Below are 18,141 nucleotides of genomic sequence, written 5' to 3'. Positions count from 1 at the left end.
GGCAGCCCCGACCCTCCAGGCCGTCTCAGATACGTGGACGGACCGAGGTCGCGAGGGCGGGGCCGTCGGGGCGGACCGTGATGCCGTACACCGTCTTCGCCGGGGTGGCGGAGAAGGCCAAGGTGTGGGCCGGGAGCAGGTGTTCGAGGAGAACGGTCGATTCGCGGAGCGCGAATTGCAGACCGAGGCAGGCGCGGGGACCGATGCCGAACGGGAAGTAGGCGCCCAGGTGCGCGGGCCGGCCGTCGGGGGCGGTGAAGCGCCGGGGGTCGAAGTGCTCGGGGTTTGGCCAGAGTTCGGGGTCGCGGTGTGTGAGGTAGGGGCAGACCAGGATGTCGGTGCCCGCTTCCACGGTGTAGCCGGCGAGGGTGTCGGCCTCGGCGGCGTGGCGGGGCAGGATCCAGGCGGACGGGTAGAGCCGGAGCGTCTCGTGGACCAGCGCCTGGACGGCCTGGCGGCGCTGCTCCGAGCCCTCCCCACCGGCGGCGAGGGCTTGCGCGCGGGCGTCGGGGTGCCGGTCGAGAAGGAGATGGAGCCAGGTCAGGGTGGTGGCGGTGGTCTCGTGGCCGGCCACGAGCAGCGTGACCATCTCGTCGCGGATCAGCCGGTCGGTGTACTCGGGGCGCTCGGCGGCGGCGTCGGTCAGCACACGCAGGAGACCGGGGCCGTCGGGACCTTCCGCCCCGTCGCGGGCGGCCTCGACGGCGTGCCGGGCCACCGCGTCGATCCGGGCGAGATCGGCGGCGACGGCGTCGTGGGCGTCGGTGACATCGGCGGGCAGGGTCGGCAGGGCGGTCGCCACGGCGGCCACGGCGTCCAGTTCGCGCTCGGTCCCGTCGTCGAGCGGGAATCCGGTGAGAGCGCGCCAGATGGCGTCCAGTGCGAAGCGGCGCATCTCCCGCCCGACGTCGAAGGTCTCTCCGGTACGGGCGTAACCGTCCCAGCGCCCGGCGGTGGTGCGGGCGGCCTCGGTGATCCGCTGTTCGTAGCGGCGCATGCCGGGACCGGTGAACTGGGACTGCAACAGGCGGCGTTGGGATTTCCACGCCGCCCCGGTGGCGGCGAGGACTCCGTCGCCGATCAGCAGACGGGCGCGGTGGGAGCGCTTGACGTACCGGTCCGGGTGCCGGGCGAGTACATGCTGGACGGCATCCGGGTCGGTGACGAGAACGGTGGGGGCGGGCCCGAGGCGTAAGGCGGCGACGCCGCCGAGCCGCTCGCGCACCTCGGACAGCAGCTCGACCAGTTCACCGCCCCCGGACCGCCGGCGCAGCACCAGTTCGGGCTCGGCCTCGGGCACGGGCCGTCCCGTTCCGGGTGCGTGGGTGAGGGTGTCGGGAGTGGCTTCGGGCTCCATGGTTCCTCTCCTGGTCAACCGCTGTGCTGACGGAGCAGTGACGCCACGGACTGTACGGGAGCGGGCGTGGCCGCCGGACGGAAACGCGGCCGGTGTCAGCCGCCCGTGAGCGGCCCGGAATACGGGGTGCGTCCCCGTCGGGACTGGCGCGCCGACGTCCGGAACCGGACATCGAGTGGATCCTCGGCGACCTCGAATCCACCTCCTGGGAGCGCGAGTTCGACTTCGTGGTGATGACCGGACACGCGTTCCAGGTGCTGCTCGGGGACGACTAGCTGAGCGTCGCGCCGGCCGCCGCACGCGCGGCGCTGACCGACAACGGCCGGTTCGGCATCGAGACGCGCGATCCGCTGGCGCGCGAGCGGGAGTCGTGGACGACGGTCGCACCCGTCGATGTGCCGGGGCCGGGCGCGGACGGCTCCGGCGCGCCGCGGACGACCCGTCAAGTCCGTTCTGCGGATGGGGACATCGTCTCATTCAGGACCGGCTGGGCCCTCCCCGGAGAGCACGCCCCGAGAGACAGCGACAGCAGCCTGCGATTCCTCGACGCCGAGGGGCTCGACGCGTTCCTCACCGAAGCGGGTCCGGTGGTCGAGGAGCGCTACGGCGACCGGGACCGCGGCCCGCCGACCGACGCCGGTCCGGAGATCATCACGGCCGCCCGGCGTACGCCCGCGTAACACCGCCGCAACAGCGGCGCAGATTTCGCTTAACGAACACGGCAGTTCGCGCAGCGGACGATTTCCGGCCAACTTGTTGACGCGCCCCTGACAGAGTGACCGGATTCCTGGGACTCTTCCTCCGTTCTGAGCACCACTGCTCCGCATCTCGTGCACCGCAGCTCCGCATCCCGTGCACCACATCTCGTGCTCCAGCCTGCTCCTGCACCTGCTCCTGCGTTTGTCCTGCACTGTCCGGGCCGCCCACCCGAGCGCGGTCCGGTACCCCCCTCGCAGAAGGAGTTCGCGTGAGACCCACGCCCAGCCGCCGCATCACCGCGACCGGCGCTCTGATCGCTGTCACAGCCCTTCTCGCCGTCGGAGTCCAGGCCGGCAGTGCCGCCGCCGCTCCCGACTCGGCACCCGCGGCACCGGTCGCCGGCAAGGCCGACCCCGGCGCGCTCCCCAAGGCCCTCTCGCCCGCCCAGCGCGCCGAGCTGATACGCGAGGCCAACGCCACCAAGGCGGCCACGGCCGACGAACTCGGCCTCGGCGCCCAGGAGAAGCTCGTCGTACGCGACGTCGTCCAGGACCGGGACGGCACCACGCACACCCGCTACGAGCGCACCTACGCCGGCCTCCCCGTCCTCGGCGGTGACCTCGTCGTCGCCACCACGAAGGCGGGCGCCACCGAGGGTGTCACCAAGGCGTCGAAGGCGGCCCTCAAGTCCGTCGAGACCAACGCCGACGTACCGGCCGCCACCGCCGAGAAGCAGGCGCTGTCCGCCGCGAAGGCCGAGGGCTCGACGAAGGCCGCGGCCGACCGCGCGCCGCGCAAGGTCGTCTGGCTGGCGGACGACAAGCCGACCCTCGCGTACGAGACGGTCGTCGGCGGCGTCCAGAAGGGCGGCACCCCGAACGAGCTGCACGTCGTCACCGACGCCGCCACCGGCGAGAAGCTCTACGAGTGGCAGGGGGTCCACGAGGGCACGGGCAACACCCAGTACAGCGGGCAGGTCACCCTCGGTACGGCACCGTCGTTCACGCTGACCGACACCGGTCGCGGCAACCACAAGACGTACAACCTGAACCGCGGCACCTCGGGCACCGGCACCCTCTTCTCGGGTCCGGACGACATCTGGGGCAACGGCGCCGCCTCCAACGCGGAGACGGCCGGCGCCGACGCGCACTTCGGTGCCGCGCTCACCTGGGACTACTTCAAGAACGTGCACGGCCGCTCCGGCATCAGGGGCGACGGCGTCGGCGCGTACTCACGGGTGCACTACGGCAACAACTACGTCAACGCCTTCTGGCAGGACAGCTGCTTCTGCATGACGTACGGCGACGGCGCGGGCAACGCCAAGCCGCTGACGTCCATCGACGTGGCCGCGCACGAGATGTCGCACGGCGTCACCTCCAACACCGCGGGCCTCGTCTACAGCGGCGAGTCCGGTGGCCTCAACGAGGCGACCTCGGACATCTTCGCCGCGGCTGTCGAGTTCAACGCCGCCAACGCCCAGGACGTGGGTGACTACCTGGTCGGCGAGAAGATCGACATCAACGGCAACGGCACCCCGCTGCGGCACATGGACCAGCCGAGCAAGGACGGGGCCTCCAAGGACTACTGGTACTCCGGCATCGGCGGCGTGGACGTCCACTACTCCTCGGGCCCGGCGAACCACTTCTTCTACCTGCTCTCCGAGGGCAGCGGCGCCAAGACCATCAACGGCGTCAACTACAACTCCCCGACGTCCGACGGGCTGCCGGTGACCGGCATCGGCCGGGCCAAGGCCGAGCAGATCTGGTTCAAGGCGCTCACCACGAAGTTCAACTCGACGACGAACTACGCGGGGGCCCGTACCGGCACGCTCGCGGTCGCCGGTGAGCTGTACGGCACGACGAGCGCCGAGTACAAGTCGGTCGCCGACGCGTGGGCCGGCATCAACGTCGGCGCCCGCCCCGGCGACCCCGGCAACCCCGGCACGGTCTACGAGAACAACACGGTCGTCGCCATCCCGGACAACGGCGCGGCCGTCACCTCGACCGTGAACGTCACCAACCGCACGGGCAACGCGCCCGCCGCCCTCCAGGTCGACGTGGACATCACGCACACCTGGCGCGGTGACCTGGTCGTCGATCTGCTCGCCCCGGACGGGACCGCCTACCGGCTGAAGAACTCCAGCAGCGGCGACTCGGCGGACAACGTCGTGGAGACGTACTTCGTGAACGCCTCGTCCGAGTTGGCCAACGGCGCCTGGAAGCTGCGGGTTCAGGACGTCGCGGCGCAGGACACCGGACGTATCAACAGCGTGAAGCTCACGTTCCCCTGAACGGCTGAGGCCGTGAGTTGACGAAAAGGAACCGCCCGGGTCCCCAGGACCCGGGCGGTTCCGCGTTTCGCCTTCCGTGTTCCGTGTCGGTGGGCGAATTCCCGGCCACCCCTTCGAAGGCGCGCCCGAAGGGGTGGCCGGGAACCGGCCGGCGCGGACTTCCCCCCGTGCACCCCCGGTCAAGGAGCGCGTCACGGTGTCCGTCGACCGGCTGCGTGTCACAGACGACCGGCTCACGGGCCGAAGGATCGTGGTCGTCGCGGACAGTGAGTAGACCGACCGCCGCCGACCAAGCCGCGACGGCTCCCCCGCTCCCTCACTGCCACCGATCCTCCGGGCCCGTTGTGCCGCTTCCCCCGTCGCCCGCGCCCTCCACCCGGCGTGCGCTCCTCGCGGAGCCGCCCACCGCCGTGGTGGTGGTCTTCTTGTGAACCGCGACCGGGGCGTGTCGTCCCGGCCGGTGATCCCAGACTGGTCGGTGATCGATCCGACCGCAACAACCCGAGGGAAGTGCGGAACGCGTGGAACGCCGACGCGTACTCTGGCCTGGGGGAATGACAAGTGCCTGGAATGAGCGCGGAATTGCGTGACGGGCGGTAGGGGGACGCGTAATGGGCAGGTCGGAGAAGATCCCGGCGGAGACGGCCGAATTCGCGCGGCGTCTGCGCGCGCTGAAGGAGAGAACCGACCGCAGTTACGGATCGCTGGCCACCCAACTGCACCTGGGCGCCTCGACACTGCACCGCTACTGCCACGGACACGCGCTGCCCGTGGACTACGCGCCCGTTGAGCGGTTGGCCCGGGTGGTCGGCGCGACATCGGCCGAGCGTGTGGAGCTGCACCGGCTGTGGCTGCGGGCGCATTCGGCGCGTACGGAGGACGGGGAGAACGACGGCGACGGCGACGGGGCCACGGTCGCGCCCGCCGTCGCCGAACAGCCGCCGGTGGGTGAGGCATTGCCCGTAGGCGAGGCGGAGCCGACGCCCGAGTCCGAACCGGAGCCGGAGCCGTCGGCCGGCGCCGTCGACGAGACCGATCCGCCGCCGCCCGCCGCCACGGCCCCGCCCATGTCGCGCTTCCGCGCCTCCCGGCTGCGCCGCCGTCAGGTCGTCGGCGCCGCGCTCGCGGTCGTCGCCGTCCTCGGTGGCACCGTCGTCGTCGCGGCCGACCTCGGCGGCGCAGACTCCCGGAGGGACGAGAGCGCTCCGCGGCTCTCCGATCCGGGGCCGGACGGACCGGTCGATCCGCTGACACCGTCCGCCCGGTCGAGCGCCCCGTCGGCCAAGGCGAGCCCGTCGAAGTCCGGAGGGGACCCGAAGGCGTCGCCGTCCGGGTCCTCGGACGTCGGCGAGGCCGGGGGCGGGAACGAGGGCGACGGCGGTACGGCGGCGGAAGGCAAGAAGCCGGCCGCCGGGAAGGGCGGTACGAAGCCGCTGGTGTGGAGCGCGGACAGCCACAAGTGGCAGCTGGACTGCGGCCATACGTATCTGATCGACCGGGCCCCCTCCGCCGTACCGCCGCCGCCCAACGCCCAGGACGCACGGCAGTGGGCGACGGCGCTCGGCGCGGTGCACGGCAAGTCGTCGATCACCCAGGCCACGGTGCGCGCGGCGGCGGGCGCGGGGCCCGTCGTCATCCAGGAGATCTTCGTCCGGGTGGTGGGGCGGCGGGCGCCGCTGGACTGGAACGCGTACGACATGAGCAGCGGCTGCGGCGGCTCGATCACTCCCGCCGTGTTCGCCGTCGACCTGGACAAGTCTCGGCCGGTGGTGCGCCCGGTGGACGGCGGGAGCGAGCAGGGGCCGCTGCCGGCGCCCAAGCTTCCGTACCAGGTGACGGCGAGCGAACCGCTCGTCCTGAAGATCGAGGCGAGCACCAGCGGCTGTGACTGCGACTGGTTCGTGGAGCTGCGCTGGTCGGCGGGGGACCGTACGGGCATCGCGCGCATCGACGAGGGCGGAAAGCCGTTCCGCACGAGCGCGTCGGCCACCGACGGTGTGTACGGGCACGACTACGAGTCCGGGAAATGGGTGGGACCCTGACGGTCCGTCAGGGTCCCACGGGGCGTTACGGGTTCACGCGGGGTTGTTCGCGTGCGTCAGCGTCTCCCAGGCGACGAACAGGTTGTTCGTGCCCTGGGGGCGCATCCGCTCGGTGTACTGCTGCGTGTTGGACATGGCGTTGCCCAGCCGGTTGCCCAGCGCGTTGAAGGCGACCTCGCTGATCGGTCCGAGGTTGTCCTTGAGGCTGCCGCCGCAGAGGTTGCCGGGGACGGGCTCGCCGTTCTGGTACTTGGTGTGCAGCCCGAACGCGTGCCGCAGCCGGTCGCCCACCTCCGGGTAGAGGTCCTGGCCCTGGATGCGGCTGGTCTCCGCGACGTGCGAGATGGCGGAGAGGCCGTAGCCGGTGTGGGTCAGGTCGCGGCAGGTCTCCTGCGCGAGTCCCTGCATGAAGGTGGACTGGTTGTGCCAGTAGCGGACGATCTCGTCACGGGTGTCGAGGCCGCTGCCGGGCACCGTCCTGGGCAGCGCCCCGTCGGAGGGCAGGTAGATGAACGCGGGGACACGGTTGCGGAAGATACCGACCGTCTTGTCGTAGGCGCCGCGGTCCTCCAGATGGACCGCGATGCCGATCGCGGCCTCGTTCATGCTCAGCTCCCAGTTGCCGTTGGAGCCCGAGCCGTTGATGATCTCCGGGAGGTACACGTTGCGCAGCATCGTGGCGAAGCGGCCGGAGTTGGGCCAGCTCGTGTAGGTGTGCTTGATGATCTCGGCGGCCTTGGGCCACGACGATCCGGCCCACGCGGTCTGGAGCGGCGCGTTGCTGTTGGTGTGGTCGCGGATCGTGTTGGACCAGGCGTCCATCAGCTCGATGGACTTCTTGGCGTAACGGTCGTCGCGGTTGATGTACCAGGCCAGCGAGGTCGTGTACGCGGCGATCGCGTCCTCGCGCTCGTCCGTGCAGCCGTTGTTGGGGTTGGAGTACGAGCCGCACTCCACGACCGCGCGGGGCTTGGGCACACGTGACAGGGAGGCGTACTTGCTCCCCATCATCTGGTCGTACGCGGCCTTCCACGGCTGGGCGCCGGCCTGCACCTTGCCCCGTACGAAGTCGAGTTGCGGGCGGCTGACGCCGACACCGGGGTGGGTGAAGTTCGCGGGGGCCGCGACGGCCTCCGCCGAGAGGGTCTGACGGGCGGCGGCAGGCCGGTCCGCCGCCCGGTCGCCGGCCGAGGCGGGGGCCATGAAGACCGCGCCGACCAGGCCGGCCAGCGCGGCGGACAGACCGAGGACTCTGGGGATGACTCCGGGGCGCATGGGGTGCCTTCCGGTTGGGGGGTGCTCCTCAACTCCGCCGCGTATGCGAGCCGTTCACCAAGTTCACCCACATGAACAATGAGCGGAGTTGTGAATCCGTATGTGAGTGAGGAATTTAAGGCCATCACATGGACACGTCAAGGTCTGGACCAATGGACTTCGACGGGGCGGGACTCGGCGGCCTTCGACCGGGGCCGAGAGCCCGAGGGGCCCGGCGGACACTGTCCGCCGGGCCCCTCGGATGCCGCTGTCAGCGCATCAGTACGCCCGCACCCTCCCCCGTCGCCTCGGTCGGCAGCGCGACCAGGCCGAGATCGGCGGCGGCGAGCATCGGATGCGTGGGCAGGACCCGGACGGTGTAGCCGAACGGCCCCGTACGGTCCAGGGCCAGCGGGCCCTCGTACACCCAACGGCCCGCCTGATCGGGCCCGCCCGCCGGCTTCAGCGGGAAGACCTGCGCGTCGGCGATCGTGTCGTCGGCGCCCACCCGGCCCGCCACGGCCTGCACCTCGACGTCGTCGGGGCGGAGCTGTCCGAGGGCGACCCGCACCTTCAGGGCGAGGGTCGAGCCCAGCTCCGCGCTGCCGCCCGCCGTGGTGGCCGAGACGGCCTCCACATGGTCGACGGCCACGCCCGGCCAGGCGGCCCTGACCTCGCTCTTCCAGTCGGCCAACTCCCCCGCCGTAGCGGGGTCCAGCGCACGGTGGGCTTGGGCGGCGGGCGCGTACAGCCGCTCCACGTACTCGCGCACCATGCGGTCGGCGAGCACCTTCGGGCCGAGTGTGGTCATGGTGCGCCGGACCATCTCGATCCAGCGCCCGGGGAGCGCGGCGCCGCTGTCCGCGCCGGTCCCCCTGCCCGCGCCCGATCCCGTATCCGCCTCTGCCCCCGCACTCGTATCCGTACGGTCGTAGAAGCGCGGCGCGACCCGGTCCTCGATCAGCGCGTAGAGGGCGTTCGCCTCCAGCGCGTCACGGCGGTCCTCGTCGGACGAACCGTCGGCCGTCGGAATGGCCCAGCCGAAGTCCGGCTCGAACCATTCGTCCCACCAGCCGTCCAGCACCGACAGGTTGAGACAGCCGTTGAGCGCTGCCTTCATCCCGCTCGTGCCGCACGCCTCCAGCGGCCGAAGGGGATTGTTCAGCCAGACGTCGCAGCCCGGATAGAGATTCCGCGCCATCGCCATCCCGTAGTCGGGCAGGAAGACGATGCGATGGCGCACGCGCGGGTCGTCGGCGAACTTCACCAGCTCCTGCACGAGCCGCTTGCCGCCGTCGTCCGCCGGGTGCGCCTTGCCCGCGACGACGATCTGGATCGGCCGCTCGGGATGGAGCAGCAGATCCGTCAGCCGGTCTCGGTCGCGCAGCATCAGTGTGAGGCGCTTGTACGAAGGGACTCGACGGGCGAAGCCGATGGTCAGGACGTCGGGGTCGAGGACCCCGTCGATCCAGCCCAGTTCGGCGTCCGCCGCGCCCCGTTGGTGCCAGGAGGCGCGCAGCCTGTCGCGTACCTCGTACACCAGCCGCTCACGCAGGGTGCGCCGTACGGCCCAGATGTCGGCGTCCGGAGTGTCGGCCACACCGGCCGTCCCCCGGCCGAGCCCGGCGATCTCCGGCGCGACCCAGGTCGGCGCGTGCACGCCGTTGGTCACCGAGGTGATCGGTACGTCCTGGGGGTCGAAGCCCGGCCAGAGGCCGGCGAACATCTGCCGGCTGACGGCGCCGTGCAGCGTGGAGACGCCGTTGGCGCGCTGGGCGAGCCGCAGGCCCATCGCCGCCATGTTGAACAGGTTCGGGTCGCCGCCGGGGAAGGTCTCCCTGCCGAGGCGCAGTACCTGGTCGGTGGCGACCCCGGGCAGTTCGCCGTCGTCACCGAAGTGGCGCGCGACGAGTTCGCGGTCGAACCGGTCGATGCCGGCGGGCACGGGGGTGTGCGTGGTGAACACGGTGCCGCCCCGCACGGCCTCCAGCGCGGTGTCGAACCCGAGCCCCGTGTGCTTGAGTTCACGGATCCGTTCCAGGCCCTGGAAGCCGGCGTGGCCCTCGTTCGTGTGGAAGACCTCGGGCTCGGGGTGGCCGGAGATCCGGCAGTAGGCGCGGACGGCGCGGACGCCGCCGATGCCGAGCAGCATCTCCTGGAGCAGCCGGTGCTCGCTTCCGCCTCCGTAGAGACGGTCGGTCACCTCCCGCTCCGTCGGCCCGTTGTCCTCTATGTCCGAGTCGAGCAGCAGGAGCGGAACTCTGCCGACGCGCGCCTGCCAGACGCACGCGTGCAACGACCGGCCGCCGGGCAGTGTGAGCGCGACACGGCTGGGCCTGCCGTCCTCCTCCCTGAGGAGGCTGAGCGGCAGCTCGTTCGGATCGAGAACGGGATAGTGCTCCTGCTGCCAGCCGTCGCGCGACAGGGACTGGCGGAAGTAGCCGTGCCGGTAGAGCAGCCCGACGCCGATGAGCGGTACGCCGAGGTCGCTGGCGGCCTTGAGGTGGTCACCGGCGAGGATGCCGAGACCGCCGGAGTACTGGGGCAGGGCGGCGGTGACGCCGAATTCGGGCGAGAAGTACGCGACGGCGTCGGGCAGCTCGGCACCCTGGCCGCTCTGTTGCTGGTACCAGCGGTCGCCGCGCAGATAGTCGTCGAGCCCGGCGGCGACGGTGGCCAGCCGTTCGAGGAACGGCGCGTCGCCGGCCAGCTCGACCAGTCGCGTGGCGGATACGGCTCCGAGCAGCCGCACCGGATCACGCCCGGCGGCGTGCCAGCCGTCGGGGTCGACGGCCTCGAAGAGTTCACAGGTCTCGGGATGCCAGGACCAGCGCAGATTTCGCGCGAGGCCGCTGAGTGGTCGCAGAGGTTCGGGCAGGACGGGGCGCACGGTGAATCGACGGATTGCCTTCACGTGTTCCACCTTCGCAGGGGACGTCCGGACCGGCCGACCGCACCACGCTGTGCGCCCCGCCATCACCCTGACGGTAGTCCCCCGCCCCGCGTACCGACCACGGCGCACGAGCGCACACGCCGGGGGTCGACTGCGCGGGGTCGGACGCGGGAACGGCACCGGGTGGGGCCGTACGGGGCGGGGCGGCGCGGGGCGGGGGCGTGCGTCGTCAACCGCGCGCGGGTTGGGGGACCTCGTACGGGGAGCCCACGTTCACCGTTTCCGGGTCGAACGCGCCCGTCGCCGCGTACCGCGCCGCTATCTCCGCCAGCTCGGACGGCGCGATCACGTCCGCGATGTCGGTGAAGCCGTCGGGGGCACGCGCGTGGGCCAGGTTGATGACGACCTCCGGGCCCTGCCGCCGGTTGGCGTGCTGAAGCTCCGTCATGGCGGGGCGGCGCAGCGTCTCGTACGCCGTCAGCGCCTCGGCCCGGTCCGGGTGCGTCGCCATCGCGTGTGCCAGCGCACGCGCGTCGACGATCGACTGCGTCGCGCCGTTCGAACCGATCGGGTACATCGCGTGGGCCGCGTCGCCGATCAGGGTCGTACGGCCGTGGGTCCAGCGCGCCAGCGGCTCGCGGTCCACCATCGGGTACTCGAAGGCTCGTTCGGCGGCGGCCAGGATCTCGGGGACGCTGACGCCGTCGAACTCCCAGCCGGCGTAGTGGTGCGCGAACTTCGCGACCGGCACCGGCCGGTTCCAGTCGCCGCGCCCGGCGTCGGCGATCTCCGTCGCGGGCATCGCCAGCGCCCAGTTGACCAGGACGTACCGGTCCCGCTCGGTGGGGCCGGCCGGGTGCGTCATCGGGTAGACCACGGCCTTCTGCCGGTCGTCGCCCGCGATGAACATGAACGTGCCGGCGCGGTGCGCGGGCACGCGGGAGACACCGCGCCAGACGAGCATGCCGTTCCACGGCGGCTCGCCCTCGCCGGGGTTCAGGGCGGCGCGTACCGCGGAGCGGATGCCGTCGGCGCCGATGAGCACGTCGGGCTCCAGGGAGGCACCGCCGCCCCTGCCCTGCCCGTCGCGGTGCGCGAGCAGGACGCGCGCGCGGCCGTCCGGCGCGGTCTCCAGACCGCCGACCCGCACCCCGGCGACCACGGCGTCGCTGCCGAGCCGCTCCCGTACCGCGTCGGCGAGTACCCGTTGCAGGTCGCCGCGGTGGATGGACAGCTGCGGCCAGAGATAGCCGGCCGCCAGGCCGCGCGGCTCGCGGGAGATCAGCCCGCCGCCGCGGTGGTAGTAGCGCAGTTCACCGGTGCGTACGGAGCACTCGTCGAGACGGCCGAGGAGCCCGAGCGCGTCGAGTTCGCGTACCGCGTTGGGCATGATGTTCAGCCCGGCGCCGAGCGGCTGGATCTCCCGGGCCGCCTCCACGACGGTGATCCGGTCGAAGCCCGCAGCGTGCAGGGAGAGGGCCGCGGTGAGGCCGGCGATGCCACCGCCCGCGATCATGATGTGGGTCATGGGATGAATCTCTTTTCGCGAAGCGGTGCGACGGCGGACGCGGGCATGGGCGTGGGCGCGGGCCGCGGCGTAACCGCGGACGTGGACGCGGCCGCGGACGCGGAGGCCGTCGCGGCTGCCGAGGCGATCGCGGACGCGGACTTCGCCCCGGCCTTCGCTCCGGGCCCGGGCGCGGGCCTCGGCGCGGGTTTCCGCGCGGACGTGGGTGGTGCCATCGGCGCGTGCATGCGCACATTGGCGTGCCGCACCAGCGTCTCGTTGTCCCGTGTCAGATCCAGCACCGAGCGCAGCAGCGCGATCGGCGCGCCCCCGCTGCCCGCCTCGTACAGCCGCAGTTCGTCGCTGTACGCCTTGCGCGCGATGCCGATGTGCCGGGCGCGGAACGTCTTCAGGATCCGCAGCACCCGCGCCAGCGACACGGCCGAGGCGGCGAGCACCGGCGGCAGCCGCGGCGTCGACTCCCAGCTGATCGCGGCGGACAGCTTGCTCACGGCGGACGTGGAGCCCCGGTGCGTCGCGTGGAAGACCCGCCACGACGGCAGGCTGTAGCGGACCGAGTCGTCGAGGAACGCGTCGTACTCCGGACTGCTCCGGTCGCTCTGCCACAGCGTCAGATCCACCAGCCAGAGCGGCACCTGCGCCGCCGCCGGGCCAAGATAGTCGCGGCCGGCGACGTCGATCTCCTCGAAGTACGGGCGCAGTCCACGCGCGAAGAAGTCCGGCGTGACCTGCGCGACCGTGAAGTCGATCGAGTCGACCATGGCCTGGACGTGCTCACCCGTACGGTCGAGGGTTTCGGCGAACCGGGGGTCGTACGGCTCCAGTCCCGCCAGCTCCGAGCAGGTGTCGAGCGAGGCGACGAGCGCGGGGAAGACCATCCGTACGGCGTCCTGGAGGTGCCCCTCCATCTTCTCGCCGGTGTACATGCGCTGGCGGTCGCCGAGCGGATTCCACGTCGTGTAGTGGTGCACGGTGTCGCGCGGCACCATGCCGGTGCGGCGGCCCAGCTTCTGAAGTACGGGCAGGGCCTCGGGGACGGCGGCGAGCGGTTCCACGCCGTGCCGTTTGAGCGAGCCGAGAAGCAGACCGAGGTCGCGTACGGCGGCGAGCGCGTCGACCACGCCCAGCGAGGCGGTGCGGTCGGCATCGGGGACGAGCGCGCGCAGTGCGACGGTGAGTGCGGGAACGTCGGCGTCCCGGTTCATCGCGGGGACGGCGGCGAGTATCGCGTCGGCGCCGAGCGGATCGGCCGCGCGTATGCCGGATATTCGGTAGCGCGGTTCGCAGCGCGCCTCGATCGCGGGCGCGACTAGGTCGTACAGCGTCATGGAAGTGCCCCCCTCGGGCGTGGGTCGGGTGGGTGGTGGGACACGGGACGGGCGGCGTCCCGCCGTCGCGGCCACTGTCGCGCTCGTTCACGCGCCCCGACCGGCCGGCGGCCCCCTTGCCCGCTCGCGGCGATCCCCCCTGGCCCTCTCCGGACCTGGACCGTCGACCGGGCCCTGCCCCGCCTGCGCACTCGCTCATCCTCCTCGGTCTACTCCTTGGCGCCGCCTGCCCGGTCCTGGTGCGGGGGCGCGGACACAGGCGCGGGGAGCCGCAGCCGGAAGGTGAGCAGCGCGGCGCAGGCGGCGAAGACGGCGCCGACGAGGAGGGCGGCCTTGAAGCCCGCGGTCTCGTCGGCGGCGCCGGTGGCGCCGAGCGCGTCGGTACGGGCGGTGGCGACCGCGATCAGTACGGCGAGGCCGAGTACGGAGCCGAACTGCTGGCTGGTGTTGATGAGTCCGGAGGCTAGCCCGGTCTCGCCCGGCGCCGCGCCGGCGGTCGCGGCGACGTTGGTGGTGACCATGACGAGCGGCAGTGCGGCGCCCAGCAGGAGGCTGGGCGCGAGGACGGTGGAGAAGAAGGTGCCCTCGGCGGCGAGCGCGAGCGCCAGCCAGAGCATGCCGACGAACAGGAGGGTGAAGCCGAGCGTCATCGTGGCGCGCAGGCCGAGCCGGTGGATGACGCGGCCGGTCTGCGGGGCGGTGGCGACGACGACGAGGGAGAGCGGCAGCAGGCCGAGCCCGCCGTGGAGGGGGGACTGGTCGAGGACGCTCTGGAGGTAGAGGCTGACCAGGAAGAACATCGGGAAGAGCGCCATCTGGGCGAGTGCGCTGAGGCAGTTGGCGAGCCGGAGGGTGGGGCGGCGCAGGACGGCGGGCGGCACGAGCGGGTGGGCGATTCGTTTCTCCAGGACGGTGAACGTCGCGAGGAGTACGAGCCCGGCGGCGAACGCGCCGAGGGTCCGCGCGCCGGTCCAGCCGGCCTCGCCCGCGCCGACGAGGCCGTACGCGACGAGCCCGAGCCCGGCCGTCGCGGTGAGCGCGCCGCCGACGTCGAAGCCGCGTTCGGCGCTGCGGGTGTTGCCGTCGAGGAGCCGCAGCGCGAGGACGGCGAGGACGAGCGCGCCGATGACGTTCAGCCAGAAGGTGGAGCGCCAGCCGAGGAGGTCGGTGAGTACGCCTCCGAGGACGGTGCCCAGTACGCCGCCGAGCCCGCCCATGGCGGCGAAGGCGCCGAGGGCCTTGTGGCGGTCGGGGCCGTCGGGGAACAGGTTCAGCAGCAGGGCGAAGGCGGCCGCGGCGGCGAGCGCGGCCCCGACGCCCTGGACGGCGCGCGCCGCGACGAGCACCTCCACGGACCCGGCGACCCCGCCGGCGGCGGAGGCGGCACCGAGCACCCCGAGCCCGCCGAGGAACACCCGCCGGTGCCCGAGCAGATCGGCGGCCCGCCCGCCGAGGAGCAGCAGCCCGCCGAAGGTGATCAGGAACGCGTTGGCGACCCAGGACAGCCCGGCGGACCCGGACCCGAGATCCGCACCGACGGACGGCAGGGCGACGTTGACGATGGCGGTGTCCATGATGAGCAGCAACTGCGCACCCGCGAGCAGCGCCAGCGCGCCCTTCCCACGAGATCCCGGCGCCACGGGGCCGGGGGCGCGAAACCCCGGGACGCCGGGAGATTGTGCCCCGCCGCGGCGGGGCGCGTCGGCCCCGGCGCCGGGCACCGACTCGACGGGGCCGAAGGCCCCGGCCACGTCGGCTGGACCGTGACGGCCGGCCGGCAGGCCGGGCCCGGTCGTGGCGTCGGCCAACTCCCTGGGGGCCGGTGTACCGACCGGGCCTAAAAACCCGGCCACACCGGCAGGACCGTCGCCGTCGGCCGTCCGGTCGGCCGAGTCGGCAAAGGCAGGAGGGTGGGACGGACCGTCAGGACCGACTCCCCGGCCGGGCCCGGCCCCGTCGGCAGGGCCGGGACGACGGCTCGGGCCGTCGGGCTCGGCGCCGCCAAGCCGACTTGGCGGGCCGGCCGCGTCGGGCCCGGCCGGGGCCTTCGGCCACGGCCCGGACCCGGGCTCACGCCCCTCGCCCCGTTTCGCGGTCACCGGGAGTCCGGGCCCTCGGGGTCACCGCCGAGCTTGTAGCCGTCGAGGCAGGCCTGGGCCAGTTGTTCGCAGGACGCGGTGTCGCCCTCCCACACCTGCTGCATCAGATAGACGTGCGGCGCGCCGTGGTAGAAGCGTTCGTACTGTTCGTGGCGGGAGGCGAACTCCGAACCCAGCGCGTCCCAGGCGAGTTTGAGCAGCTTGATCCGGTCCTCGGACGAATGCCCCGGCGCCCTCATATAGCGCTGTACCAGGGGGCCCAGCTCCGGGTGGAGCAAGTCCTCGCCCGACGCGGGGAGTTGGATCACCCCGCCGCCCGCGAGGAGTTTGATCTCCTGCACCGCCTGCGGATACAGCTCCCCCGCCATGATGCGCTGCGCGAAGGAGATGTCCTTGCCCGGCATCACTCCGCCGCGCCCGCCGTCGACCTCTTCGTGGCTCGCCTCGGCGGCGAGCACGAACGCCTTCGCCTGGGCGACCTTGCCCAGCAGCCGGCCGATCGCCTGGGTGACGGGCGGCAGTTGGTACGTCCCGTTGGACTTCGTCATGAGGATCGCGAGCCCGGCGAGGAATTCGAGCTTGGTCCAGAAGCGCGTCGCGGCCTGGTGCACGAAGTTCACGTACGCCGGTGTCCGCCACCACATCGCGAAACTCGCGTCGACGTTGCGGTACGTGAGCACGTTCTCCCACGGGACGAAGACGTCGTCGCAGACGAGCAGCGCGTCGTTCTCGTCGAACCGTGACGACAGCGGGTTGTCGAACACGCTCCGCGCCCGGCCCTCGTACGAGGCACGGGAGATGAAGCTGAGCCCCGGCGTGTCGACGGGAATCGAGAAGCAGACCGCGCGGTCCACGTCGCGCGGCGAGAGCGGCTCGATCGTCCCGACGATGACCTCGTTGCCGAAGACCGCCGCCGTGCCGATCATCTTCGCGCCGCGTACGACGATCCCGCCGTCCTTCTCGGCGACCACCCGCACCACCGGGTCGTCCTCCGCCGTACCGCCCGCCGCGTCGAACGGGGTTTGCGCCCCCTGCGGGTTGGTGATCGTGAAGGTCGGATACAGGTCGCCCTCGGCGAGCCGCCGGTGGTACGCGAGCGCGTTCGCCGCGCCGTCGAAGCCGTCGGTGGTGAAGACTTCCGGCGTCGCGGCGAATCCGGCCGCGCCGCCTGCCATGTAGTCCGGCGTACGCCCCAGGAAGCCGAAACCGGCCTCGGCCCACACCTTGTACGCCTGCCGCCGTGCGACCAGGTCCTCGTAACCGCGCGGCACGGCGAAGGCGCGGTGCGCGCCGTCGCGCGTGAGGACCGGCGTGTGCGCGGAGTCGTGCGCGAGGTCGTAGAGCCGGGCGATGGATCCCGCGGTGTTGCGGAACGCGGGATGCCGCGTGATGTCCTCGACCCGCTCGCCGTCCAGCCATATCGAACGGCCGTCGCGCAACGACTCCAAATACTCCTGACCCGACCTGGTCAACACTTCTCCTCATACGGATCAAAACGAATCGTGCGACGGACGAGACACACGAGGCACACCGAGCACAAGCGGAACGGCACCCCCACACGTTGAGAGCCTTTCCTGACGCAAGCACGATCAGCAATGAACGACCGTCCAGCGGTCCTTAATAACCGGCCAGACCGCGACCTCGGCGCGCCCTACGCGGCGGGCACCGCACCACTCCGGTACTCGCCGGGCGTCCTGTCGAACCACTTGCGAAACGCAAGATGGAAACCGACCGCGCTCCGGTAGCCCACCCGCTGCGGCACCGCCGACTGCGGCAGCGACGTCTCCCCCAACAGCCGTGCCGCCTCCTGCATCCGACGGCCCGTCAGATGTCGGGCCGGGGCCTCCCCCACCAGTTCACGGAAGGCCGCGGTGAAGGCCGACCTGGACATGCCGACCTCACGCGCCAGCGACTCGATCGTCCACGGCTCGGCGAACCGCGTCGCGATGATCACCATCGCCCTGCTGATCCCCGGATGGTTCAGGACGGGCAGCGACGCCGGATTGTCCGCGATCTCGCGCAGCAGCGGTCGCAGCGCCAGGACCAGCGCCATCTCGAAGGCGCGCAGCGTGATGAGGCGGTCGCCGGGGCCGACGGGGCGCTGCGTCGAGGCGAGCAGCCGCAGCGTGTCGCGGAGCAGCGGCTCGTTGTCCACCTGGGTGCGGTCGAGTACCAGCGCCCACGGCAGCGCCGAGTACAGGCCGGTGGCGGCGCTCGCGTCGTAGTGCAGTCCGGCGCAGAGCAGCCGGCTCTCCGGCCCGCCGCCCTCGATCTTCAGCTCGCCGGAGGTGCCGGGCAGCCGCTCGGGCAGTACGGCGCCGAGGCGCAGGCCGCCGCCCCGGTCCGCCCGGTCGGCGATGCGGTGCGCGGTGCCGGTGGGGAAGACCGCGAGATCGCCTTCGCGAAGTTCCACCGGCTTCTGGCCCTCGCCGCTGACCCAGCAGCCGCCCTGGACGATGTAGTGGAGGATCGCGCAGCTCTGCTCGGCGTCGCCCTCGATGGCCCACGGCGCGCTGACGTGCCAACGGCTGTCGAAGACCCCCGTGAGCCGGAGCGGCTTCAGCAGCTCGCTCAGGAGATCGTCACTTTCGGTCTGGATGGGCTCCATCGGTTCCATGGACGATCCTTCAACCCCCGCCCCGGTTTGTTAA

At 72.1% G+C, this 18,141-nt stretch carries 12 protein-coding genes; 4 read left to right on the top strand and 8 right to left on the bottom strand.

Going from position 1 to position 18,141, the window contains the following annotated elements; all coding sequences use genetic code 11:
• Positions 1-25 precede the first annotated feature (25 nt).
• Positions 26-1,357 carry a cytochrome P450 gene (locus ACFWHU_RS12090; protein ID WP_387224759.1) on the bottom strand — a complete coding sequence of 444 codons (1,332 nt, stop codon included), beginning with the start codon at positions 1,355-1,357 and terminating at the stop codon, positions 26-28.
• Between the two features lie 92 nt (positions 1,358-1,449).
• On the opposite strand from ACFWHU_RS12090, the gene ACFWHU_RS12085 reads away from it, so the two are divergent.
• The 4 genes from ACFWHU_RS12085 to ACFWHU_RS12070 all read left to right on the top strand — a co-directional run bounded on the left by ACFWHU_RS12085 (position 1,450) and on the right by ACFWHU_RS12070 (position 6,388).
• Positions 1,450-1,632, top strand: a complete 183-nt coding sequence (locus ACFWHU_RS12085) for a hypothetical protein (protein WP_387224758.1) — start codon at positions 1,450-1,452, stop codon at positions 1,630-1,632.
• 120 nt (positions 1,633-1,752) lie between these two features.
• Positions 1,753-2,037 carry a hypothetical protein gene (locus tag ACFWHU_RS12080; protein WP_387224757.1) on the top strand — a complete coding sequence of 95 codons (285 nt, stop codon included), beginning with the start codon at positions 1,753-1,755 and terminating at the stop codon, positions 2,035-2,037.
• A 287-nt stretch (positions 2,038-2,324) separates the two neighbouring features.
• Positions 2,325-4,346: a M4 family metallopeptidase gene (locus ACFWHU_RS12075; protein WP_385803767.1), complete on the top strand. Its 2,022-nt coding sequence runs from the start codon at positions 2,325-2,327 to the stop codon at positions 4,344-4,346.
• A gap of 611 nt (positions 4,347-4,957) precedes the next feature.
• Positions 4,958-6,388: a helix-turn-helix domain-containing protein gene (locus tag ACFWHU_RS12070; RefSeq protein ID WP_387224756.1), complete on the top strand. Its 1,431-nt coding sequence runs from the start codon at positions 4,958-4,960 to the stop codon at positions 6,386-6,388.
• A gap of 33 nt (positions 6,389-6,421) precedes the next feature.
• Here ACFWHU_RS12070 and ACFWHU_RS12065 read toward each other — a convergent pair whose 3' ends face one another.
• The 7 genes from ACFWHU_RS12065 to ACFWHU_RS12035 form a co-directional block, all read right to left on the bottom strand.
• Positions 6,422-7,663 (bottom strand): alginate lyase family protein, encoded by a 1,242-nt coding sequence (locus ACFWHU_RS12065; protein ID WP_385803763.1) that lies wholly within the window; start codon positions 7,661-7,663, stop codon positions 6,422-6,424.
• Positions 7,664-7,913: 250 nt separating this feature from the next.
• Positions 7,914-10,556, bottom strand: coding sequence for an alpha-glucan family phosphorylase (gene glgP / locus ACFWHU_RS12060; protein WP_387224755.1), 2,643 nt, complete (start codon positions 10,554-10,556; stop codon positions 7,914-7,916).
• Positions 10,557-10,764: 208 nt separating this feature from the next.
• On the bottom strand, positions 10,765-12,063 hold the full coding sequence (locus tag ACFWHU_RS12055; RefSeq protein WP_387224753.1) for a flavin-dependent oxidoreductase: 1,299 nt from the start codon (positions 12,061-12,063) through the stop codon (positions 10,765-10,767).
• On the bottom strand, positions 12,060-13,391 hold the full coding sequence (locus ACFWHU_RS12050) for a monodechloroaminopyrrolnitrin synthase PrnB family protein (protein WP_387224752.1): 1,332 nt from the start codon (positions 13,389-13,391) through the stop codon (positions 12,060-12,062). The genes ACFWHU_RS12055 and ACFWHU_RS12050 overlap by 4 nt, the downstream gene beginning before the upstream one ends.
• Positions 13,392-13,600: 209 nt before the next feature.
• Positions 13,601-15,031, bottom strand: coding sequence for an MFS transporter (locus tag ACFWHU_RS12045; RefSeq protein ID WP_387224751.1), 1,431 nt, complete (start codon positions 15,029-15,031; stop codon positions 13,601-13,603).
• A 455-nt stretch (positions 15,032-15,486) separates the two neighbouring features.
• Positions 15,487-16,962, bottom strand: a complete 1,476-nt coding sequence (locus ACFWHU_RS12040) for a 4-hydroxyphenylacetate 3-hydroxylase family protein (protein WP_387224750.1) — start codon at positions 16,960-16,962, stop codon at positions 15,487-15,489.
• Positions 16,963-17,141: 179 nt separating this feature from the next.
• Positions 17,142-18,107, bottom strand: coding sequence for an AraC family transcriptional regulator (locus tag ACFWHU_RS12035; RefSeq protein ID WP_385800930.1), 966 nt, complete (start codon positions 18,105-18,107; stop codon positions 17,142-17,144).
• Positions 18,108-18,141 lie beyond the last annotated feature (34 nt).

Origin of the sequence: Streptomyces sp. NPDC060366, assembly GCF_042725135.1 — a bacterium.
GTDB lineage: Bacteria > Actinomycetota > Actinomycetes > Streptomycetales > Streptomycetaceae > Streptomyces.
The sequence above is the reverse complement of the archived record's forward strand: the minus strand, read 5'-3'. Positions and strand labels throughout refer to the sequence as shown.

Bases quoted from the DNA above. Each gene is read 5' to 3' on its own strand.
- ACFWHU_RS12050 (WP_387224752.1), bottom strand. From the start codon at position 13,391: ATGACGCTGTACGACCTAGTCGCGCCCGCGATCGAGGCGCGCTGCGAA.
- ACFWHU_RS12055 (WP_387224753.1), bottom strand. From the start codon at position 12,063: ATGACCCACATCATGATCGCGGGCGGTGGCATCGCCGGCCTCACCGCG.
- ACFWHU_RS12090 (WP_387224759.1), bottom strand. From the start codon at position 1,357: ATGGAGCCCGAAGCCACTCCCGACACCCTCACCCACGCACCCGGAACG.
- ACFWHU_RS12035 (WP_385800930.1), bottom strand. From the start codon at position 18,107: ATGGAACCGATGGAGCCCATCCAGACCGAAAGTGACGATCTCCTGAGC.
- ACFWHU_RS12065 (WP_385803763.1), bottom strand. From the start codon at position 7,663: ATGCGCCCCGGAGTCATCCCCAGAGTCCTCGGTCTGTCCGCCGCGCTG.
- ACFWHU_RS12070 (WP_387224756.1), top strand. From the start codon at position 4,958: ATGGGCAGGTCGGAGAAGATCCCGGCGGAGACGGCCGAATTCGCGCGG.